Raw genomic sequence first — 21,729 nt, 5'->3', positions numbered from 1 at the left:
CCGACAACCGGTCTAATCTAAATGACTGCCTATATGTCAGGCGCGGGAGGCATCAAGGATGCGGAACGGCCGGACCAACAAGACACTCCTCACCATCTGCGCGGCGGCCCTGACAGCGGTCGCCGGTTGCACCTCTACGGGCGGCGGCTCGGCGCCGAGCGGGCCGTCACAGCAGCAGGGCCCCGTGGCCAAGCTGTCGATCAGCCCCGCCGACGGCGCCAAGAAGGTCGCCCCCGACACCGGCATCACCGTCAAGGCCACCAGCGGCCAGGTCACCAAGATGACCGTCGCCGACGCCAAGGGCCGCGCCGTACGGGGCGCCGTGGCCGCGGACGGCCAATGGCGGCCCCAGTGGCCGTTGCGGCCCGCCACCACGTACACGGTCAGCGCCGAGGCCAAGGGCACCGACGGCAAGACCGTCACCGGCACCGCCACCTTCACCACCCTCAAGCCGAAACGGGCGCTGGAGAGCGGCATGTCGCCCCTGGACGGCGAGAAGGTCGGCGTCGGCATGCCCGTCCAGCTCCTCCTCTCCCAGCCGATCACCTCCAAGGAGGCCAGGGCCGCCATCGAACGCTCGCTGGTCGTGCGCATGTCGCAGCCGGTCGAGGGCGCGTGGAGCTGGGTGAGCGACCGCGAGGTCCAGTTCAGGCCACGCGAGTACTGGCCGGTCGGCGAACAGGTCACCGTCGTGGCGCACCTGGCCGGCCTGCGCGCCGGCGCAGGACTGTGGGGGACGAAGGACCGCAGCCTGTCCTTCACCGTCGGCCCCGAGCACATCACCAAGGTCGACGCCAAGACCCACAAGGCCGTCGTCGAGAAGGACGGCGAGGTCGTCAGGACCATCCCCGTCAGCCTCGGCAAACCCGGCGACGACAGCTACTCGGGCATCATGATCGCCCAGGAGAAGGCCGCCGACCTCGTCATGGACTCCGCCACGATCGGCGAGCCAGGCGAATACCGCATCCGCACCAAGTGGAACGTCCGCATGACCTACAGCGGCACCTTCTTCCACGCCGCCCCCTGGTCCACCGGGGCGCAGGGCAGCTCCAACGTCAGCCACGGCTGCGTGAACGCCAGCCCCGCCAACGCGCGGTGGTTCTACGAGTTCACCCAGCGCGGGGACATCATCGAGGTGACGGGGACGTCGCGGAAGCTGGAGTTCGGCAACGGGCCCACGCCCTGGGCCAAGTCGTGGGAGGAGTGGCTGGCGGGGAGCGCGCTGGGCAAGCCCGTGAACGGGTGAGCGTCACGGGCAGGCGGGGCGGCGCCGGACGTCGCCGGGCACGTTGCTCTCCCACTCCTCGTCGGTGAGGTCCCGGCCGACGAGCACGCAGGCGGCGGCGGCGAGGTCGGAGGGCCCTTCGACGTCCCAGAGCCGCACGTTGCCGCGGTCGTCGCCGGTGGCGAGCGTCGTCCCCTCGACGCTGAAGGCCACCGAGGTCACGGCGTCGCCCTCGCCGACGTACTGGTGGTAGAGCGCCTGGCGGGCCGGGACGTCCCAGAGGCGGACCGCGCCGCTCCGGGAGCCGGCCGCGAGCTTCGTCCCGTCCGCGCTGAAGGCGACCGAGGTCACGGCGTCGGCAGGCTCGTCCAGCAAGGCAGGCGAAGCGGCTCTGACGTCCCAGAGAACCAGGCCGCCGTCACCATCGCCGGCGGCCACGGCCTTCCCGTCCGGGGTGACGGCGACAGCGGCCACCGGGCGGTCACCGAGCCGTCTCAGGCCGTTCCACTGGGGCGCCCACACCCACAGCCCGTCCTCGGTGCCGAGTGCCAGCGTCCTGCCGTCGGCGCTGAGCCCCAGCGCCAGCGGGGAGATCGGCAGCTCGGCCGTCAGCCTCTGGCCGGTGAGGTCCTCGACCCGCGCGACGCCGTCGCCGGTGGCCAGGATCCGCCCGTCCGCGCTGAGCGCCATGGACGTGACACGGCCCTCGTGGCGGAGCGCCCCGCCGATCCGCCGCCCGGTCGACACCTCGGTGAGCGAGAAGGCGTCCTTCCCGGCAGGTACGGCGGCGACGAACCGGCCGTCGCGCTCGGCCCTCATCGCCAGCGCCGGTCCGGAGAGCCTGAAGACGGACCTTCCCGCCGGTACGCCGAAATCGAAGGCGGTGCTCGCACTCCGCTCGCCCAGGGCCTTGATGAGCGCGGTACGCGCCTCGGGCCCGGGGCCGAAGCGCCAGGCCAGCGCCGCGAGAAGAGCCGCCACCTGCTCGTCCCCCACGAGGGTGCTCTGCTCGGCCAGCAACGCCGAGGTTCTCGCGTCCTGGGCGGCCGCACGCTGACGCGCCGCCTCGGACAGGCTGTCCACCGTCAGCACGCCCACGGTCACCGACATCAGACCGGCGAACAGGGCGGTCGCCAGCCGCCGCCGCCTGCGGGCCCGTCCGCTCGCGTCCAGGAAGCGGCGGGCCCGTTGCTCCAGCGAGAGCCCGGTCCGCCCCCACTGCCGCTGCGCCCGCAGCGCCGCGGCCAACCGGCTCCCCCGATACAGGAACGCCGGGCTGTGCCGGTTCTCCGCCCACTCGGCGGCGTCGCTCGCGAGCTGGTCGTACAGCACCTGACCGGCCAGATCCGCCTCGAACCACTCGCGCAGCCGCGGCCAGTCCTCCAGCAGGCTTCCGTGCGCGATCCGCACCGTCCCGGCGTCCACCACGACCACCCGGGCGGCGGCCAGTTCGCGCAGCACCGCCTCCAGATCCCCACCCGGGTGCTCCGCCCGCAGAGCGGCCAGAGGCGTGGGCCTGCCCTTGATCCGCCCGTCCCTGGTGACCGACGCCAGCCGCCGCAGCACCCTCCGGGCGACGGCCTGCCGCGCGGGAGTCAGGGCTTGGTGGACGGCCTCCGCGGCGGAGGTCGCCATCAGCGGGATGCCTCCGGTCTCCGCGTAGCCGCGCAGGGTCAGCCGGTCGCCGTCGCGGCGGATCCAGATCGTGTGCATGGCCTTGGCGAGGAGCGGGAGCGCGCCTGGCTCGGGGGCGCCGTCTGCCGTGCGCAGGTCGGCCAGCACGGCGTCCACCAGGCCCTCCTCCAGCGCCAGGCCCGCTGTCTCCGCCGGGCCGATGATCGCCCGCCGCAGCTGGGAGCGGCCCATGAGCGGCAGCGTGTACGGCGGTTCCGCCGTCCCGAGCAGGGCCTGGCAGCGCCCGGCGAAGGCGGCACTCACCACGATCACCACGTGGGCCCGTCCCGGAGCGGTCGCGACGGCGTGCAGGGCGGCGACGAACGCGGCCAGGTCCTGCTCAGGGCCGGAGCCGGAGAAGACCTCCTCGAACCCGTCCACGACCAGCACGAGCCCCGCCCCCGCCGCGAGGGGCCGGCCGAGGAGCAGGCGGGCGCTGGCTGGGCGTTCGCGCAGGGAGGCCAGCACGGTCGCCGCGTCGAGTCCGCTCGCCGGAGAGGGCTTGGCGCCGCCGGTGCCGCTCGCCAGCGTGGCCAGTTGCCCGGACAGTGCCTCCAGCGGTGAGGTGCCGGGCGTGAGGAGCAGGGTGGTCCAGTGCGGTGTCTCCTCCGACAGGGCGCCTCCGGCGAGGGCCGGCAGCAGCCCCGCCCGTACCAGCGAGGACGTGCCCGCGCCCGTCGGCCCCGTCACCACCAGCGGCTCGCGGGCCGACGCCAGCCTGGACACCAGTGCCTCGACGGCCTCCTCCCGCCCGAAGAACACCTCCGCGTCGTCCTGCGAGAACGGGGCGGCGCCGGGGTAGGGCAGCCCCGTGAACACCGGTCCTGAGCCCGGCGTGAGCGGGCCGACCGTGGCGCGCAGGCGGTCGAGGTCGTCCTCGCCGCGCAACACCACGACCTCGTGCGCCGCCCGCTCCAGCAGAGGTGACAGCTCGGGGTTGGCGTAACCGGCGACGACCAGCACGACCCTGGCCGTCCAACCACGCCCCCGCACCCGCTCCACAAGCCCGATTCCGGCCAGCACCGCCGCAGCCTCTGGGGCGGTGAACAGCGCGTCGGAGATCTGGACGAGCAGCCGGGGACCGCCCGGCGTCACGACCGCGTAGTCCGCGCCGACGTCCCCGTCCCGCCACCCGCGCCGATACCCCACCCCCTCGCTCAGCAGCCAGGCCTCCACCACCCGATCAGCACTCAGCCTCGTCACAGGCCGGGGATCGAGATCCCGCCCCGCCGGAACGGTGGCGGCCTCGAACGCCCGCCAAGCCTGCTGCAGGAACCGCCGCACGTTGCCCCCGCTGGTCCTGAGCAACGTCAGAACCTCGTCATCCGTGAACGGCCCGCCCATACCCCCATGGCCGAGATCCCGCCCCATGTAGGCGACGACCAGCTCACCGGCCTGCGACGGGGTCAGCAGCGCCGTCCTCAGATGGTTGGCGCCGAACCGCTGCCGCAGGTCCTCAGGCAGTTCCTCCCACGCCGCGTCGCTCCCCAGCAGCAGCAACATCCCGCCTTCCTGCGGGACGCGCTCGACCAGCGAGTGCATGACGCCCAGGTTCGCGCCGCCGCCGAGGAGCAGCCGCTCGCACTGGTCCACCACGATGATGACGGGCGTGCCGACCTTGGCGCACAGGGCGGTGAGGAGCTGCAGGCCGTAGCGGCACTGGTTCGGGTCGGTGAGCGGGCCTGAGACGCCGAGCCGCGCGGCGTCCAGCGTCGTCACCTCCCGTCCCGCCAGCCAGGCGAACGCGGCCTCCTCCATGGCGGGCTCCAGCAGCGACGTGAGCGCCCGCTGGAACTCCTGCCCGTCGTCGATCACCCGGCCCAGCTCGTCGGCCTGGGCCTCCAGCACGGCACCCGGCTCGACCAGGAACTCGGTGAACAGCCGCGCCGCGTACCCCGGATCGGCGGGCCCGCCGGCGGTCAGCCCCGCCTCCTCCTCCGCCAGCACCGCCTGGAAGGCCCTGGCCAGGCCGCGCAGCCGGTCGCGCCCGACCTGGCTCATGAGCCGCTGGTACAGGGCGTGGAAGTCGCCGTCCTGGGCCTTGGCGTACAGGCGGATGGCGCCGGTGACGCCGCCGAGCGCGTACCGGATCGTGTGGGTCTTGCCGGTGCCGTGCGCGCCGTGCAGGAACGCGACCTGGCCGCGGGACGGCGCCTGGAGGTACTGCCCGACCAGCGCGGTCAGGCGGGCCACGGCGGGCAGCTCGACGGTGGGGCCGGTGATCGTCCGGTTGAGGATGTCGGCGTCGCGGACGTGCTCCTCCATGCTCATCGTGCCGCGCTCGGGGAACGGGTTGCCCGCGGGGTCGGTCACGGCGCCCCCACCTTCTTCAGCACGCGGATCATGGACACCATGAACCGGTGCGGGATCTCCAGCTCGGCGTTCTGCGGCCAGGGGCCGTGGCAGGCGGCGGAGCCGAGCCGCATGTCCACCAGCGCCCCCAGCGTGCTGACCACCGACTTGATCGGGGTCGGCGCAGGCCAGGCCGCCTCCAGGCTGTCGGGCGGGAACGGGCTGGGCAGCTCGGAGGCCGACCGCCACCGCTGCTCGGCCAGGTGGCGGACCTGGTCGCCGTGCAGCGGCTCCAGCTTGATCAGGTGCACGTCGAGGCGGCTCAGCTCCTCGTGGGACGGCGTGTTGGCGTGCTTGTAGTCGCCGTGCGTGAACACCGCGATCGACTGGCTGCTCCTGAACACCTTGCGCATCGCCTCGACCAGCGTCGTCTGCCGCAGCCCCTCGAACACCACCCCGAACGAGCACGGCTGGTCCTGCCCCCACAGCTCGCCGCGCAGCCGCCGGGCCAGCCCTCGGTAGCGGCTCTGGTAGACGTCCTCCTCGATGCTCTCGATGGTGTCGAGCGACGCGGTCAGCCCGGGGGACAGCGACAGGTCGGCCTCCTCGATCTCGGTCTGCAGCTCCACCATCGCCTTCTTCACCCACTCGAAGTCGTGGTGGTGCTCGACGTCGATCCGGCTGATCAGCAGCCGGTCGGACTCGAGGTCGCGGACCTGCCGGTACACGTCGAGTACGTGGTTGGCGATCGTCGTGCGCCCGGTGTAGTCGCGCCCGCTGACCACGACGAACGCCGACTCGCCCGCCTCGACGGTCCGCCGCAGGTATGCCCGCAGCGCCTCGGTGGAGACGAACCAGTCGATGTCCACCATCAGCGTGCGATCGCCGGAGCGGCCCAGCGGGTCGAGCGGCTCGGTGCGGTACGGGTTGCCCTGGTGCAGGCCGTACAGGTCGTAGCGCAGCGGGTCGGCCTGCATCGTCAACGGCCCAGCATGGTGAGGTAGCGCGGAAGCTCGTCCGTCACCTCCGTGAACGCCGTGCCGCGGAAGACGCCCCGCAGGTAGTCCTGCGAGCGGTGGAAGCGGCGCACGGCCGCCGCCACCGGCTCGGCCTCGGCCTGGCCGTAGCGTTCGATGAGCCGGTCGGGGCGGTCGAGGGGGAGGCGGCCGGCGTACATGTCCTCCAGGGCCGCGGCCAGGTGGGGGCGGGCGGCGATGGCGTCGTACAGGTCGGGGCTCTGGACGCGCAGCACGACGAGCCTGATCACCACGTCGGGACGCAGGCCTGGGCCGCCCATGGCGCAGGTGACGGCGAGCGTGTTGAGCACGCGCTTGATGCGGCGCGGGTTGGGTACGACGATCTCGCCGAGCAGGCTCCTGTGCTCCGCGAAGCCGCTGGGCATGGGGAGGCTGCCGAGATAGCCGCCGGCGTCGATGGGCATGAGGCTCAGCGGAAGCTGGACCATTTTGTCCAGATATTCGTCGCCGATTTCCAGGACTTTGGCGGCGTCGAATCCGAATTCCCGATATTTCACGGCTATGCCTTGATCGACCACGTTCTTGGCGACCGCCAGAATGACCAGCACGTGGCGCAGGTCGAGGAACAGCTTCACCGACTCCAGCAGGTCCACGATCTCGTGCGGCTGGCAGCGGTCGAGGTCGTCGATGAAGATCACCAGGCGGGCGCCGTCGTCGGCGGCGCGGTCGGCCTGCTCCTGCAGCGTGCGCCGCAGGCCGCGCAGCTCGCTGTGCACCTTGCCGCGCTGCTCGGCGTACTGCTGGGACAGCTCCTGGAGCTTGTCGAGCGTGACCGCGCCGCCGGACACCCGCCGCAGGAGCGTGTCGGAGGTCAGGTGGGCGATCACGTAGCCGATCCGGCCGGCGGCCTCGCGCAGGCGGCGCCGTCCGTCCTGCTCCAGCGTGTCCTGCAAGGTGTGCAGGAGCGGCAGCAGCAGGTGCGGCTCGCCCCGGTGGACCCACGAGTTGAAGTGCACCCTGACCGTGCGGCCCGGATGCTCCTCGGCGAGCCGCTGGTCGATCATGCGCAGCAGGCTCGACTTGCCGCTGCCCCAGGGGCCGAACACGCCGATCGTGAACGGCGTCTCGGTGGCCTCGTCCGTGATCACCTGGACGAGGGGATCGACGTAGCGGCCGAAACCCAGCTCGTCGCCGCCGAGGCCGACCGGTGCATCGGACAGGACGGGAAATCCTTTGTCCATGAATGCTCCTTTTGCGGCCCAGGCGATTTACCATGGAGGAAACAGGGGCGCCGTCCTGTTCAATTGAGCATATAAACCGGGTGCGTTGGAGGGGCGAATTCGGGGAAAAGCTTTGGGCCCGGCGGAAGGGCGCGCGGGCGGTGCTCCCGGACGCAGGGGAAGGTGACGTGATAACGGGTGCCTGCTGAAGGAACCTGGCGGGGGCCGCATCGGCTGCCGGCCATCGCCCTGTGGCTGCTGGTGTGGGCGCTGAACGCCTACGAGTTCCTGCTGGCCATCTAGGCGGCGGTGCCGGGCACCACCAGGCCCGACTCGTACGCGAAGACCACGAGCTGGGCCCGGTCACGCACGCCTAGCTTGATCATCGACCGGCTCACGTGGGTCTTGGCCGTGGCCGCGCTGATCACCAGATGCTCGGCGATCTCGTCGTTCGACAGGCCCCTGGCGACCAGGGCGACGATCTCACGCTCCCGGCCGGTCAGCCGGTCCTGCCCGGGGACAGGGGCGGGGCGGGGCGGGGTGCTGACGTACTCCTCGATCAGGCGGCGCGTCACCGACGGCGACAGCAGCGCGTCGCCGCGCGCCGCCACCCTCACCGACTGCAGCAGGTCGGCCGGTTCGATGTCCTTGAGCAGGAAGCCGCTGGCGCCCGCCCTGAGCGCGGCGAAGACGTACTCGTCCAGGGCGTAGTTGGTGAGGATCACCACGCGTACGCCGTTCAGCTCGGGGGTGGCGCCGATCCTGCGGGTGGCCTGGATGCCGTCGAGCAGCGGCATGCGGACGTCCAGCAGCGCCACGTCGGGCAGGAGGCGCTTGGCCAGCTCCACGGCCTGCGCGCCGTCGCCTGCCTCGCCCACCACCGTGATGTCGTCGGTGAGCTCCAGCAGGGCCTTGAAGCCGGCGCGGATCAGCGGCTGGTCGTCGGCCAGCAGCACCCTGACGGGTCGCGGCGTCACACTGGCTGGTCGGGGCGTCACGCCGCCGCTCCGGCCGGGCGTTGGTTGCGGTCTCATGCCGCCGCTCCCGCCGGAAGTTCCGCGCGGACGGTGAAGCCGCCGCGCTCGCCGGGGCCCGCCGCGAGGGAGCCGCCGACGGCCACCGCGCGTTCGCGCATCCCGATCAACCCCATCCCCGGCCCGGGCACGCCCGGCTCGCCGTCGTTCTCCACCCGCAGCACGACCTTCGACGGATCGTATTCGACGGCCACCGTCACCGCCGCCGCGCCCGCGTGCCGCAGCACGTTGGTGAGCGCCTCCTGGGCGATCCGGTACGCGGCCCTGTCCACCTCGGGCGGCAGCGCGTACGGGTCGCCCGAGACGGTGTGCGCCACCCGCAGGCCCGCCCCCTCGGCCCTGGACACCAGGCGCGGCAGCCCCGACAACCCCGCCTCGGCCCCCTCCGGCTCGCTCTGCCGCAGGACGCCCAGGGTGGCGCGCAGCTCGTCCATCGCCTCGTGGCCCGACTCCTTGATCGCGGCCAGTGCCTCCCTGACCCGCTCGGGCTTCCTGTCCAGCAGCTCCATGGCGAGCGCCGCCTGCACGTTGACCACCGAGATGCTGTGGGTGAGTGAGTCGTGCAGCTCCTGGGCGATCCACAGCCGCTCCTCGCCGGCCCGCCGCAACGCGGCCTCCTCCCGCGTCCGCTCAGCCTCCCGCGCCCGCTGTGCCTCCGCCTCGGCGCGTTGCTCCACCGCGTGCAGGTACGCGCGCCGGCTCCTGGTCACCTCGCCGATCACCACCATGGCCACCAGCCAGCCGCTCAGCAGCGCCATCCAGTTGCCCGCCCCCGGGTCCTCGGACGACAGCGCCATCAGCCCGTACACCGGCACGGCCAGCCCGATCGCCAGCCAGATCGCATCCGCGCGCCGCCCCAGCACGGCCAGCGTGTAGATGGAGGCCAGCGCCGGCGCGGCGGCGAACACGCCGGGGTAGTGGGCGGCGTAGTACACGACGCCGCAGGCCGCCGCGACGATCCCGGCGGCCAGCGGGGCCGACCGGCGGAAGACGAGCGACAGGGCCGCGATCGTGATCAGCACCAGGCCCGCGGGGTCGAGGGGGCGCTCGTAGGGCCCCGTCCACGACAGGTTCGCGTACGTGGCGGGCACGATCGCGACCAGGCTGCCCACCGCGATGAGCACGTCCGTTCTGCGGCTTTCCATGCCCATAAGGTAGCGATCGCCCTCCTATCGGACGTCATCCCGAGGGCGTACGTTTCCGGCCCCCTTCGGGCCGCGTACGCCCCAGGGAGTACGGCGCGGTGCCGTCCCGTGCGGGATGTGACCGGAAGGGGCGCCGAAGGAGCATTTCCGGCATGACCTCCTCGAACTCCACACCGGCGCCGCGTCGCTGGATCGTCTGGTCGCTGCGGGTGACGGCCACCGCCCACCTGGCGGGCGTGCTCGCGCAGGCCGCGCTGGCCGGGCTGTTCGTCACCGGCGACGTCGACCTGCTGACCTGGCACCGCAACAACGGCGGCGTCACCCACAGCGTCCTGTACCTGCAGCTTCTCGCCTCCGTGCTGCTGTGGCGGCCAGGGAGGGGAGCGTGGTGGCCGGCGGTGGCGGGGCTGGGGCTGGTGGTGCTGGAGACCGTGCAGGTGATGCTGGGCCAGGACCGGGTCATCGCGGGGCACTTCCCGCTCGGGATGGCGATCTTCGGGCTGTCGGCGGTCTTCACGGCGTGGACGTGGCTGGCCTTCCGCCGGGCCGGCGTGACGGCTGGTGCGGCATGAGCGGCGGGTACGGCATGCGTGGCGGCGGGCGCGGCGGCATGCGTGGTGGCGGGCGCGGCGGCGGGCGCGGCGTGAACCGTGGAGCGGGAGGTGTCTCGCGGCGGGCGTTCCTCGGCGTGCTGGGCGGGGCCGCGCTGGCCGCCTCCGGATGCGGTGGCGGGCGGGAGACGGCGGGCGAGCTGCTGGCGAGCACGGCGCGCCTGCCCGAGCCGTTCACCGTGCCGCTGCCCATCCCCGAGGTGGCGCGGCCGGTGAGCCCGGGCCGGTACGAGGTGACGCAGCGGGTGGCGGCCGTGGAGATCCTTCCCGGGCTGCGCACCGAGGTGTGGGGGTACGGCGGCACCTTCCCCGGGCCCACGTTCGAGCTGCGGCGCGGCAGCCCCGCCGTGATCGGGGTGCGCAACGAGCTGCCCGTGCCGACCTCCACCCACCTGCACGGGGGCGTCACCCCGCCCGACTCGGACGGCTACCCGACCGACCTCGTCGTCCCCGCCGGGTACTCCTCGGCGCACGGGCATCCGGGGGAGGTGCTGCACCAGGTGGTCAAGGACTATCGCTATCCGGTGGAGCAACGGGCGGCCACGCTCTGGTACCACGATCACCGGATGGACTTCACGGCGCCGCAGGTGTGGCGGGGGCTGGCGGGGATGGTGCTGGTGCGGGACGAGGAGGAGGACGCGCTGCCGCTGCCACGGGGGGAGCGGGAGTTGGCGTTGATGATCTGTGACCGGTCGTTCGAGAAGGACGGCTCCTTCCGATATCCACACACCGCACACAGCGCGGGCGGGCATGGTGCGGGCGGGCATGGTGCGGGCGGGCATGGTGCGGGCGGGCATGGTGCGGGCGGGCACGGCGCGGGCGGGCACGGGCTGGACGACGGCACGCACGCCCTCGACCCCGACTACCTGGAGGGCGTCGAGGGCGACGTGATCCTGGTCAACGGCGCCCCCTGGCCGGTGGCCGAGGTGACGGCCGCGCGGCACCGCCTGCGCCTGGTGAACGCCTCCAACGCCCGCAGATACCGCCTCGCCCTCTCCCCGAGGGCCCGCTTCACCCAGATCGGCAGCGACTCCGGCCTCCTGGCCGCCCCCGTCGACCACGACACGATCACCCTGGCCCCCGGCGAGCGCCACGACGTCGTGGTGGACTTCTCCGTCTACCCGCCCGGCACCCACGTCACCCTGCTCAACACCCTGTCCGGCGGCCCGCAGGGAAAGGTCATGCGCTTCGTCGTCACCAGGCGGGAACGCGACGACACCGCCGTCCCCGCCACCCTGTCCCGCCCGCCCCGCAGCCCCCGCCCCGTCACCACCCGCACGTTCGACTTCCGCAGGACGAACGACTCGTGGACCATCAACGGCCACCGCTACCGGCCGGGCGTCCCACTGGCGAGCCCGCGCCTGGGCACCGCCGAGGTCTGGCGGCTGACCAGCGACTTCCACCACCCCGTGCACGTGCACCTGGCCCACTTCCAGGTGCTGGCCAGGAACGGCAGGCGGTCGGACGCCACGGACGCGGGCTGGAAGGACACCGTGGACGTGCGCCCGTACGAGGTGGTGGACGTGCTGGCCCGCTTCGACGGCTACCGTGGCCGCTACATGCTGCACTGCCACAACCTCGAACACGAGGACATGGCGATGATGGCCGATTTCGAGGTCGTCTGAGCCCTCCCGATCATCCCGGCGAACTACTAAGTTGATCCCATAGGGGACATTCATCGGATGACATGTGTCCCCTCGTCTGATGGAGCTAGGAGCACGCATGCAGATCGTACGGTTCACCAGCCCTCTGACCAGCAGCGATGCGGTGGGAGTGGATGACGGTGAGCAGGTGGTGGAGCTGTCGGGGATCACCAGCGTGGCCGAGCTGCTCCGCCTGTCCTCCGATGAGCTGCGGGAGCGCTGCGCGTCCGCGGACGGGACGTCGCACCCGTCCGGCTCCGTGCCGCTGCTGCCTCCCGTGGACGGCCGCATGGAGGTGTGGGCGGCCGGCGTGACGTACCGGCGCTCGCGGGAGGCACGGGTGCTGGAGAGCGAGCGCGCCGCCGACGTGTACGAGCTGGTGTACGACGCCGAGCGGCCCGAGCTGTTCTTCAAGTCGGTGGCGTGGAAGGTCGCCGGCCACGGCGGGCGCATCGCGGTGCGCGAGGACTCCGAGATCGACGTGCCGGAGCCGGAGCTGGGCCTGGTGCTGAACGCGTCGGGGGAGATCGTCGGCTACACGGTCGTGGACGACGTCAGCTCCCGCACCATCGAGGGCGTCAACCCGCTCTACCTGCCGCAGGCCAAGATCTACCTGGGTGGCTGCGCGGTCGGCCCGGCGATCAGGCCCGCGTGGGAGGTCGCCGACCCGTACGCGCTGGACATCTCGCTCAGCATCGCCAGGGCGGGGGAGACCGTGTGGGACGGCAAGGCCAGCACCTCCCAGCTCAACCGGCGCCTGGACGACCTGGCCGGCTACCTCTACCGCGCCGACGTCTTCCCCGACGGCGCCGTCCTGGCCACGGGCACCTGCCTGGTGCCGGACCTGCCGTTCACGCTGCAGGACGGCGACACGGTGACGATCGGCATCGGCGAGATCGGCGTCCTGTCGACCACGGTGGTCAGGGGCGTGCCGGGCCTGTCGATATAAAGGGCGGATGAATCTCCAGCAGCTCCGCTACGTCGTGGCGCTGGCCGAGGAGCTCAACTTCGGCCGCGCCGCGCTGCGCGAGGGCGTCCGGCAGCCGCCGTTCAGCCAGCAGATCGGCAAGCTGGAGGAGGAGCTGGGCGTGCGGCTGTTCGAGCGTACGACCAGGCAGGTGCGGCTCACCGCGGCGGGCGAGGCGTTCGTCGCGGAGGCGCGCACCAGCCTGGCGCACGCGGAGCTGGCCGCCGAGGCGGCCAGGCGGGCGGGCAGGGGCGAGGCGGGGCGGCTGGCCATCGGGTTCGTCGGGTCGGCCACCAATCTGACGCTGCCGCGGGTGCTGCGCCGCTTCCGCGCCCGCTACCCGGGCGTCCAGGTCGAGCTGCGCGAGCTGACCACCGCGCAGCAGGCAGAGGAGCTGCGGCAGGGGCTGCTCGACGTGGGGCTGCTGCACGCGCCGCTGTCCGGGCCCGCCGCCGAGGTGCTGTCCACTCGCACGGTGGCGCGCGAGCTGCTGCTCGCCGCGCTGCCCAGCGGGCATCCCCTCGCCTCCCGGGCGCCCCTGCCCGCGGCGGCGCTGGCGGAGGAGCCGTTCGTGATGTTCCCCCGCCGGTACGGGAGCGCGTTGTACGACCAGATCACCGGGGTGGCCAGGGCGGCCGGGTTCGAGCCGGTGATCGTGCAGGAGGCCGTGCAGATGCAGACGATCGTGGGGCTGGTGGCGGCGGGGATCGGGGTGTCGATCGTGCCGGAGTCGGTGGCCCGGCTGCGGCGCGGGGACGTGGTGTTCCGGCCGCTCGCGCCGGCGACCAGGGTGGTCACGCTGGACGTCACGTGGCGTACCGGCGACGCCAACCCGGTCGTGCGCAACTTCCGCGACCTGTTCCCCGCCACCGCCTGATGGGAGCTCCCGCCTGCCGGGAGGGGGCCTCCTGCCCGGCAGGCGGGGGTCATCGGGCGCTCACCAGGGGGACGGCGCCGGCGGCGGCACGACCGGCGGGCGGTCGTCGCAGGTGATCGTGTTGGGCAGCAGCCAGGGCGCCAGCCACCCGCCGTCGTTGCCCCCGCGGTCGGTCAGCGAGAACTCCGAGCCGGTGGCGGGGAACCCGAACGAGCCGCAGTTGTTCACCCCGACCGCCCCTGCGTTGCGCGCGTCGACGTTCTCGAACGTGGCCGACCCCTTCACCCGGGCGCTGACCACGGACGTGCCGGTGCCGTCCACCCGGATGTCCTTGAAGTGCACGTTCGTGATCGCGTACAGGTCCTTCACGGACCACTCGCTCACCAGCATGATCGCGTTGTAGGTGTTGTCGAGGAAGTCGTTGCCCGTCACCCGGACGTCGGCGGCGATGTCCCGCTCCAGCGCGTAGAACCAGATGGCGCCCAGCCCGATGTTCCAGTTCAGCTCGTACGTGCCGGCCCGCACGGTGGTGTTGCCGGTGATGTCCAGCCGCCCGGCGAACGGCTCGGCGCCGAAGCGGGAGCCCACCTGGAGCGCGCTGCCCTCCCTGATCGGGTCGGCGACCAGATTGTTCGAGACGGTGTTGTCGGTGCCGCCGTAGATCGCGATGCCGTTGGCCAGGACGGGCGTCTGCACGGTGTTGTGGTCGAACGTGTTGCCCGTGTTGGCGCTCTTCTCCGACCACATGGCCATGGCGTCGTCGCCGCTGTTGCGGATGAAGGTGTGCGAGACGACGGAGCCGGAGACGCCGGTGTGGAAGTTGATGGCGTCGGCGATCTGGTCGACGATGATGTTGCCGGTGATCCGCAGGTTCGTCATGGGGCCGTCGAACCACATGCCGACCTTGGTGTGCCGGATGTGCAGCCTTTCGATCGTGGAGTCGCTCATCGCGCCGCCGACGCCGTTGACCTGGTCGGTGTCGATGCGCTCGCGTACGTCGCCGTCGATCGCGAAGTCCGACAGGTGCACGTCGCGGCTGCCGCCCTCGGCGGCGGGCCTGCCGTAGAAGCCGACGCCCGTGTGCACGGAGCCGTCGGGCGCAGGGCTGGGCAGGGCGACCTCGCGGCCCTTGATGACCGTGTACCAGTTGCCCGCGCCGGTGATCGTCACGTCGTCCACGATGATGTGCCGGTTCACCTGGTACGTCCCCGGCGGGATGTACACGGTCAGCCGCTTGCGCTTGGCGTACGCGATGGCCTTGTCGATCGCCCCGGCCGAGTCGCGCCGCCCGGTGGGGTCCGCGCCGAACGCCAGCACACTGGCCGCGCGCGGCACCACCTTGGGCGGGCCGACGAGTTCGGAGTCGAGCAGGTCGATGACCGTCCACTCGGCCCTGCTGCCCGCCGGGACCGTCAGCCGCACCCGGTCGCCGGCCCGGTAGGTGCGGCCGAGGAGCAGGCGCTGCTCGTCGTAGAAGTGGCTGGGCCGGAACGGCTTGGCGATCACCGGAGCCGGGGTGGTCGCGCTGGGCACGCACGCGCACTCGGTGATCCACCAGTCGGGGTGCAGCAGGTCGGCGTCCGGGTCGTTGGAGAACGGGTACTGGTTGTAGAGCCAGGAGTACTGCGAGGTCAGCGTCATCGTGGTGCGGCGCCCGCCGTTGACGGTGACGTCGAGGGGCGCGGTGATGCCGCCTCCGCCGGGGGCGTCGGGGATGCTGTAGCGCACGGTGATCGCGTTCGTCCTGGCGGGCAGGGTGAACTCGACGTGCTGTCCCGGCGTCAGCTTCACCGCCTTGCGTCCCGAGGCCTCGGCGGGCAGCGTGTACGCGCTGCGGTCAGGCCCGATGACCGTGCCGTCGGTCGCGGCGTTCTCCGCCTCCTGCTCGGCGAAGGCCACGGCGGCGCCCCGGCCCGCGACCAGCGCCGGATCGAGCGCGGCCCGCGTCACGACCGGCGCGCGGGCGGGGGTGCCGGCCAGCGCGGGCGGCGCCATGAGGCCGCAGGCCACGACGGCGGCGAGAAACGCGGCGGTGAAACCGGAGCGGGGGAGAAGCGCCGCGGTGAGGGCGGAGCGGGGAAGGCGCGCCGAGGTGAGGGCGGAGCGGGGCATGCGTGCTCGTTTCTCTCGGGGGGTGAGGCGACATTAGGCCTCCCGCACACCGCTCCACAAGGCCCTGTGAACTACTTTCAATCGCACCTCAAATTCTTGCGTCAAACACGCAAGGCGTTTGCGTCGCTTGCGGCGACGAGCGACAGCGGCAGCCCGCCGCACGGATGCACCTCGAACCCCGCCTCCCCCCGGAACACCGACCCGCCGATCCACTTGGCGGTGTTCGACGCCACGATCCGCCCCGCCGCGCTGATCACGAACGCGGGCACCGGCACCTCGCGCAGCACCGGCACGACCGCCCACTCGAACCGCCGCACGAACACGTCCGCCGCCGCCACCCCCACGAACGCGCCCCCGGCCAGCACCGGCACCGACAGCGTCAGGCTGTACTCGTCGGTGCACAGGTAGTCCACGTACGGGCCGCAGATCGTCCGCTCCGCCCCCTCGCTCGGCCCCGCGTACCACTCCCAGTGCGTGTAGTCGTAGAACGCGCTGCTGGCCGGGTCGAGATCGCGCAGGAGCTGCACCGGCGTGCCCGACGGGTCGTCCTGCCACCACTCCAGGTGCCAGGGCGCGTCCACCAGCAGCCCCGGCGCCGCGATGAACCCGAGGCCCGCGATCAGCCCGCCGAGGTGACGGAACAGGGCGGGCCGCAGCGCCGCCAGATCCCTCGTGGTGAGCGGCCGGCGCGTCCTGGCGAGCGCGGCCGTGCGGTCGCGGACCTCGTCCAGGACGGTGAACACGCCCTGCACCGTCTCACCGATCCGGGAGACGGCCCGGCCGACGCGAGCGGCTGTGGTGGTGGAAGCCGAGGGCTGGGGCATCGCGCACTACCTCCGTGCCTGTGGTCGCGCCCGGCGCGGCTCGCGAACTCCCGGGCCGCCGCGCGGTCAGGCGTCCGCCAGCCGCAACCGCAGCTCGATCAGCCGTTCGATCGCGTCGAGCACATGCTGTTCGGCCAGGTCACGAGCCAGGCCGGGGTCTCCGCGGCGGATGGCCTCGGCGATGGCGCGATGCTGGGCCGTTGCCTCATCGTGCCTGCCCGGCTCGTCGTACGGAAGCCAGAGCAACGGCCCGATGTCGGCCTGTAACCGGATCTCCTCCTGAGTGAGTCGTGCCGACTGCGAGGCCGCCGCCACCTCGATGTGGAACCGCCCGTCCAGGCGCCGCAACACAGCCCTCGCCTCGGCCCCGAGCCCGCCCCCGCCGCCCGCGCCCTCAATGCCCGCGCTGCCCGCTCCCGCGCTGCCCGCTCCCGCGCTGCCCGCTCCCGCGCTGCCCGCTCCCGCGCTGCCCGTGCCCTTGCCGCTCGCGTGGCCGGAGGCCGCGCTGCTGGAGCCCGCGCTTCGGGTGGGCGCGCTTCGGGCGGCTGCGCTGTTGGCGGCCTCGGTCTCGGAGACGGCGTGGGCCATGGCGTCCAGTGTGCGCCAAAGCGGCGCCAGGTCGCCGGGCAGCGCGCGCAAGGCCGCCAGCCGGGCCGCCGCGCCCGCGATGGCCGCGTAGTGGTCGCCCAGGTCGCGCAGCTCGTCCACGGTGAAGGCGCGCAGCCGCGCCCCCAGCTCGGGCGGCTCCTGAGGCGTGCGGACGAAGCTGCCGCCGCCCCGCCCGCGCCGAGTCTCGACGAGCCCCTGCTGCCGCAGCGCCATGAGCGCCTCCCGCAGGGTGACCGTGGAGACGCCGAGCAGCGCGGCCAGCTCGGCCTCGCTGGGGAGCTGCTCGCCGTCGGCCAGCAGGCCGAGCGCGATGGCGTCGGAGAGGCGGCGCACGACCGCGTCCACCCGGCCGGTGCCCCCCACGGGTGCGAACACGGCCAGGTGGGCTCCCCTCGTCGCCATGCCCCCACCTCTTCCAGCGTTAACGACATTGATACAGGAGACGCTCTTGTCGCGAAACCTTTGAAACCATATGTTTTAGGTTATGCCAGGCAGCGAGACAGCCGTCGGTTTACGCGGGCTGCGCAAGGAGTTCGGGCCGGTCACGGCCGTTGACGGGATCGATCTGGAGGTCCGGGACGGCGAGTTCTTCGCGATGCTGGGCCCCTCGGGCTCGGGCAAGACCACGGTGCTGCGCATGATCGCCGGCTTCGAGCCGCCCACCGCCGGAACGGTCGAGCTGGGCGGCAGGGACGTCACCCGCCTGGCCCCCTTCGAGCGCGACGTCAACACCGTCTTCCAGGACTACGCGCTGTTCCCGCACATGAACGTGCTGGCCAACGTCGAGTACGGCCTGCGCGTGAAACGGGTCCCCAAGGCCGAGCGGCGCGAGCGGGCCGTGGCCGCGCTGCGCTCGGTGCGGCTGGAGGGCTTCGAGGACCGCCGCCCCGCCCAGCTCTCCGGGGGGCAGCGGCAGCGGGTGGCGCTGGCCAGGGCGCTGGTCAACCGTCCGCGCGTGCTGCTGCTCGACGAGCCGCTCGGCGCGCTCGACCTCAAGTTGCGCGAGGAGATGCAGGTCGAGCTGAAGGAGTTGCAGCGGGAGGTCGGCATCACGTTCCTGTTCGTCACGCACGACCAGGAGGAGGCGCTGACGATGAGCGACCGGGTGGCGGTGTTCGACCAGGGGCGGATCGAGCAGGTGGGCACGCCCGCCGAGGTGTACGAGCGGCCCGCCACCGCGTTCGTGGCCGGGTTCGTGGGGACGTCCAACCTCATCTCGGGCGCCGCCGCGGAGAAGATCCTCGGGCGCTCCGGCACGTTCAGCGTGCGCCCGGAGAAGCTCCGCGTCGTGTTCGGCGAGGACGGCCGCACAGGCGGAGACGGCCGCACAAGCGGAGACATTCGCACAGGCGGAGACGACCGCGCAGGCGAAGACAGGCGCACAGGCGAAGACGACCGCGCAGGAGGGGAGTTCGCCGTGGCCGGGGCGGCAGAGCCCGACGGGCTCGCCGTGACCGGCCCCGGCGAGCACTCGGCCACCGGGACGGTCGCCGAGGTCGTCTACGCCGGCGCCGCCACCAGGTTCGTCGTGGACCTCGACGCCGGCGGGCGGCTGATCGCCCTCCAGCAGAACCTCCAGGTCTCCTCCATGGAGGTGACGGGCCTGAGAGGCGCCCGCGTCCGGCTCGTGTGGCAGCGGCGCCACGAGTTCGCGATCAAGTAGCGATCACCCAGGAGAGAAGGCAATGCGACGGATCGGATCAGCCCTCGCAGCGGCGGCCCTCGCGCTCGTCACCGCCTGCGGCGGCGGCACCCCCACGGCGACCGCCCCCGCACCAGGCCAGAGCGGGTTCGTCCCGCCGCCGCTGCAGCCCCAGCGGGCCCTCGGCACCGGCGAGGGCCAGGTCAACCTGGTCGCCTGGGCCGGCTACGTCGAGGACGGCAGCAACGACCCGAAGGTCGACTGGGTCACCCCGTTCGAGCAGGAGACCGGCTGCCAGGTGAACACCAAGGTCGCCGGCACCTCCGACGAGATGGTCACGCTGATGCGGACCGGCCAGTACGACGCCGTCTCGGCCTCCGGCGACGCCTCGCTGCGCCTGATCGCGGCCGGCACCGTCGCCCCGGTCAACACCAGCCTGATCCCCAACTACACCGACGTGTTCGACGGCCTGAAGAGCAAGCCGTGGAACTCCGTGAACGGCGTCCCGTACGGGGTCCCGCACGGCCGCGGCGCGAACCTGCTCATGTGGCGCACCGACACGGTCAAGCCCGCCCCCGACTCGTGGAGCGTGGTCTTCGACCCGGACTCGCCGTACAAGGGCAAGATCACGGCGTACGACTCGCCCATCTACATCGCCGACGCCGCCCTCTACCTGATGGCCACCAAGCCGGACCTGGGCATCAAGAGCCCGTACGCGCTGGACGACAAGCAGTTCCAGGCCGCCGTGGACCTGCTCAAGCAGCAGAAGCAGCTCGTCGGCGAGTACTGGTCCGACTACACCAAGGAGATCCAGGCGTTCAAGAGCGGTGACTCCGTCGTGGGCACCACCTGGCAGGTCATCGTGAACGTGGCCAAGAGCGAGAAGGCCCCCGTGGAGGCCGTGCTGCCCAAGGAGGGCGCGACCGGCTGGTCCGACACGTGGATGGTGGCCGCCAAGGCGGCGAACCCGAACTGCGCGTACCGGTGGCTCGACTGGATCATCTCGCCGACCGCGAACGCGCAGGTCGCCGAGTACTTCGGCGAGGCCCCGTCGAACGCCAAGGCGTGTGAGGAGACCGCCGATCCGAACCACTGCGAGACCTTCCACGCCACCGACGAGGAGTACTTCTCCAAGATCCACTACTGGACCACCCCGATCGCCCAGTGCCTCGACGGCCGCACCGGCGTCACCTGCAAGGACTACGCCGAGTGGACGCGGGCCTGGACGGAGATCAAGGGTTGACCCGCGTCGCCGCCTTCCTGCACCGCAGGGCGGGGGTGCGCCTGTCGCTGCTGCTGTCGGCGCCGCTGGCGTGGCTGGGGCTGGCGTACCTGGGGGCGCTGGCGGCGCTGTTCGTCACCGCGTTCTACTCCGTGGACACCTTCACCGGGGAGCTGACCAGGACGTTCACCTGGGTCAACTTCCGCGACCTGGTCACCGGGGAGGTGTACAGGACGATCGTGCTGCGCTCCGTCGGGGTGGCGCTCGCGGTGACGGTCATCGACCTGCTCGTGGCCTTTCCCATGGCGTTCGCGATGGCCAAGCTGGCCTCGCCGCGCTCGCGCCGCTGGCTGGTGATCGCGGTGCTGACGCCGCTGTGGGCGAGCTACCTTGTCAAGGCGTACGCGTGGCGGGTGATGCTGTCGTCGGGCGGGCTGCTGGGCTGGGGCTTCGGGCTCACCGCGACGGTGCTGACGCTGGCGTACCTGTGGCTGCCGTACATGATCCTGCCCATCTACGCGGGTCTGGAGCGGCTGCCCGGCTCGCTGCTGGAGGCGGCGGGCGACCTCGGGGCCAGATCGTGGCGGGTGTTCAGGACGATCGTGTGGCCGCTGACCTTCCCGGCTGTGATCGCCGGGTCGATCTTCACGTTCTCGCTGTCGCTCGGCGACTACATCGCCGTCAAGATCGTCGGCGGGCGGAGCCAGCTCATCGGGAACGTCGTCTACGACAACATCGGCGCGGCCAACAACCTGCCGTTCGCCGCCGCCGTGGCCACCGTGCCCGTCGTCGTCATGCTCGGATACCTCGCGGCCGTGCGCCGCACCGGCGCGCTGGAGAATCTGTGAGACTGTCCCGGCTGTCCAGACTGCTGCTCCGGCTCGCGCTCGCCGCCGGGCTGGCCGTCATCTACGTGCCGCTGGCCGTCGTGCTGCTCAACTCCGTCAACGCCGACCGCACCTTCGGCTGGCCGCCGTCCGGGCTGACGCTGCGCTGGTGGGGCGCCGCCTGGGCCTCCTCGGGGGTGCGCGACGCGCTGTGGACGTCCGTGCAGGCCGGGCTCGGAGCGACCGCGATCGCGCTGGTGCTCGGCACGATGGCGGCCTTCGCCGTGCAGCGCTACCGCTTCTTCGGCCGCGAGACCGTGTCGCTGGTGATCATCCTGCCCATCGCGCTGCCCGGCATTGTCACGGGCATCGCGCTGAACAACGCCTTCCGCACCGTGCTGGAGCCGTTCGGCGTCGGGCTCGGGCTGTTCACGGTGGTCGTCGGGCACGCCACGTTCTGCGTGGTGACCGTCTACAACAACGTGCTCGCGCGGCTGCGGCGCACGGGGGCGAGCCTGGAGGAGGCGTCGGCCGACCTCGGGGCGGGGCCGTTCACCACGTTCCGGCTGGTCACGTTCCCGATGATGCGGTCGGCGCTGCTGGCGGGCGGGCTGCTGGCGTTCGCCCTCTCGTTCGACGAGATCATCGTGACCACGTTCACCGCCGGGGCCGGGGTGCGGACGCTGCCCATCTGGATCTTCGAGAACCTCTTCCGGCCCAACCAGGCGCCGGTGGTGAACGTGGTGGCCGCCGCGCTCATCGTGGCCTCGGTGGTGCCGATCTACCTGGCCCAGCGGCTGTCGTCCGACGTGGGCGCGCACTGAGCCG

General features: G+C 72.3%; 17 protein-coding genes. 9 read left to right on the top strand and 8 right to left on the bottom strand.

The annotated features are described in order from the left end of the window. The first annotated feature begins 58 nt into the window (after window positions 1-58). Window positions 59-1,246, top strand: coding sequence for an Ig-like domain-containing protein (locus FXF51_RS17415; protein WP_148435528.1), 1,188 nt, complete (start codon window positions 59-61; stop codon window positions 1,244-1,246). Between the two features lie 3 nt (window positions 1,247-1,249). Here the strand turns inward: FXF51_RS17415 and FXF51_RS17410 are convergent, their stop codons facing one another. The 5 genes from FXF51_RS17410 to FXF51_RS17390 all read right to left on the bottom strand — a co-directional run bounded on the left by FXF51_RS17410 (window position 1,250) and on the right by FXF51_RS17390 (window position 9,567). Then, the gene (locus FXF51_RS17410; protein WP_148435527.1) at window positions 1,250-5,212 is read right to left on the bottom strand and encodes an AAA family ATPase; all 3,963 of its coding nucleotides are present in this window, start codon (window positions 5,210-5,212) and stop codon (window positions 1,250-1,252) included. Further along, entirely contained in the window at window positions 5,209-6,174 is a 966-nt protein-coding gene (locus FXF51_RS17405) for a hypothetical protein (RefSeq protein ID WP_148435526.1), read from the bottom strand. Before FXF51_RS17405 ends, FXF51_RS17410 begins: the two co-directional genes overlap by 4 nt. After that, window positions 6,171-7,409, bottom strand: a complete 1,239-nt coding sequence (locus FXF51_RS17400; protein WP_148435525.1) for a P-loop NTPase fold protein — start codon at window positions 7,407-7,409, stop codon at window positions 6,171-6,173. Before FXF51_RS17400 ends, FXF51_RS17405 begins: the two co-directional genes overlap by 4 nt. Before the next feature lie 278 nt (window positions 7,410-7,687). Beyond that, a complete protein-coding gene (locus tag FXF51_RS17395) occupies window positions 7,688-8,386 on the bottom strand; it encodes a response regulator (RefSeq protein ID WP_262379597.1) in 699 nt (232 codons plus the stop codon). Between the two features lie 32 nt (window positions 8,387-8,418). Then, the gene (locus FXF51_RS17390; RefSeq protein WP_262379596.1) at window positions 8,419-9,567 is read right to left on the bottom strand and encodes a sensor histidine kinase; all 1,149 of its coding nucleotides are present in this window, start codon (window positions 9,565-9,567) and stop codon (window positions 8,419-8,421) included. A 152-nt stretch (window positions 9,568-9,719) separates the two neighbouring features. Between FXF51_RS17390 and FXF51_RS17385 the strand changes: the two genes are divergently transcribed. The 4 genes from FXF51_RS17385 to FXF51_RS17370 all read left to right on the top strand — a co-directional run bounded on the left by FXF51_RS17385 (window position 9,720) and on the right by FXF51_RS17370 (window position 13,665). Further along, entirely contained in the window at window positions 9,720-10,139 is a 420-nt protein-coding gene (locus FXF51_RS17385; RefSeq protein ID WP_148435522.1) for a hypothetical protein, read from the top strand. Beyond that, entirely contained in the window at window positions 10,136-11,803 is a 1,668-nt protein-coding gene (locus FXF51_RS17380; protein WP_262379595.1) for a multicopper oxidase family protein, read from the top strand. The genes FXF51_RS17385 and FXF51_RS17380 overlap by 4 nt, the downstream gene beginning before the upstream one ends. A 97-nt stretch (window positions 11,804-11,900) precedes the next feature. After that, window positions 11,901-12,770 carry a fumarylacetoacetate hydrolase family protein gene (locus tag FXF51_RS17375; RefSeq protein ID WP_148435521.1) on the top strand — a complete coding sequence of 290 codons (870 nt, stop codon included), beginning with the start codon at window positions 11,901-11,903 and terminating at the stop codon, window positions 12,768-12,770. Window positions 12,771-12,777: 7 nt separating this feature from the next. Next, the gene (locus FXF51_RS17370) at window positions 12,778-13,665 is read left to right on the top strand and encodes a LysR family transcriptional regulator (protein ID WP_148435520.1); all 888 of its coding nucleotides are present in this window, start codon (window positions 12,778-12,780) and stop codon (window positions 13,663-13,665) included. 60 nt (window positions 13,666-13,725) lie between these two features. Here the strand turns inward: FXF51_RS17370 and FXF51_RS17365 are convergent, their stop codons facing one another. From FXF51_RS17365 to FXF51_RS63465, 3 genes are all read right to left on the bottom strand, one after another. Then, a complete protein-coding gene (locus tag FXF51_RS17365) occupies window positions 13,726-15,777 on the bottom strand; it encodes a glycosyl hydrolase family 28-related protein (protein WP_148435519.1) in 2,052 nt (683 codons plus the stop codon). Window positions 15,778-15,878: 101 nt separating this feature from the next. Then, a complete protein-coding gene (locus FXF51_RS17360) occupies window positions 15,879-16,601 on the bottom strand; it encodes a cache domain-containing protein (protein WP_148435518.1) in 723 nt (240 codons plus the stop codon). Between the two features lie 66 nt (window positions 16,602-16,667). Further along, entirely contained in the window at window positions 16,668-17,612 is a 945-nt protein-coding gene (locus FXF51_RS63465; protein WP_222871330.1) for a FadR/GntR family transcriptional regulator, read from the bottom strand. An 82-nt stretch (window positions 17,613-17,694) separates the two neighbouring features. Here FXF51_RS63465 and FXF51_RS17340 point away from each other — a divergent pair, with 82 nt between their 5' ends. Genes FXF51_RS17340 through FXF51_RS17325 form a run of 4 tightly spaced genes read left to right on the top strand, consistent with a single transcriptional unit; the run spans window position 17,695 to window position 21,725 of the window. Further along, complete coding sequence (locus FXF51_RS17340; protein WP_148435517.1) at window positions 17,695-18,873, top strand: ABC transporter ATP-binding protein; 1,179 nt, start codon at window positions 17,695-17,697, stop codon at window positions 18,871-18,873. A gap of 22 nt (window positions 18,874-18,895) precedes the next feature. Further along, a complete protein-coding gene (locus FXF51_RS17335) occupies window positions 18,896-20,095 on the top strand; it encodes an ABC transporter substrate-binding protein (RefSeq protein ID WP_148435516.1) in 1,200 nt (399 codons plus the stop codon). Then, window positions 20,092-20,922, top strand: coding sequence for an ABC transporter permease (locus tag FXF51_RS17330; protein ID WP_148435515.1), 831 nt, complete (start codon window positions 20,092-20,094; stop codon window positions 20,920-20,922). The genes FXF51_RS17335 and FXF51_RS17330 overlap by 4 nt, the downstream gene beginning before the upstream one ends. After that, window positions 20,919-21,725, top strand: coding sequence for an ABC transporter permease (locus FXF51_RS17325; protein WP_148435514.1), 807 nt, complete (start codon window positions 20,919-20,921; stop codon window positions 21,723-21,725). The genes FXF51_RS17330 and FXF51_RS17325 overlap by 4 nt, the downstream gene beginning before the upstream one ends. Window positions 21,726-21,729: the final 4 nt, after the last annotated feature.

This window comes from Nonomuraea sp. PA05 (assembly GCF_008086045.1).
In the GTDB taxonomy this organism is placed as follows: domain Bacteria; phylum Actinomycetota; class Actinomycetes; order Streptosporangiales; family Streptosporangiaceae; genus Nonomuraea; species Nonomuraea monospora.
The sequence above is the reverse complement of the archived record's forward strand: the minus strand, read 5'-3'. Positions and strand labels throughout refer to the sequence as shown.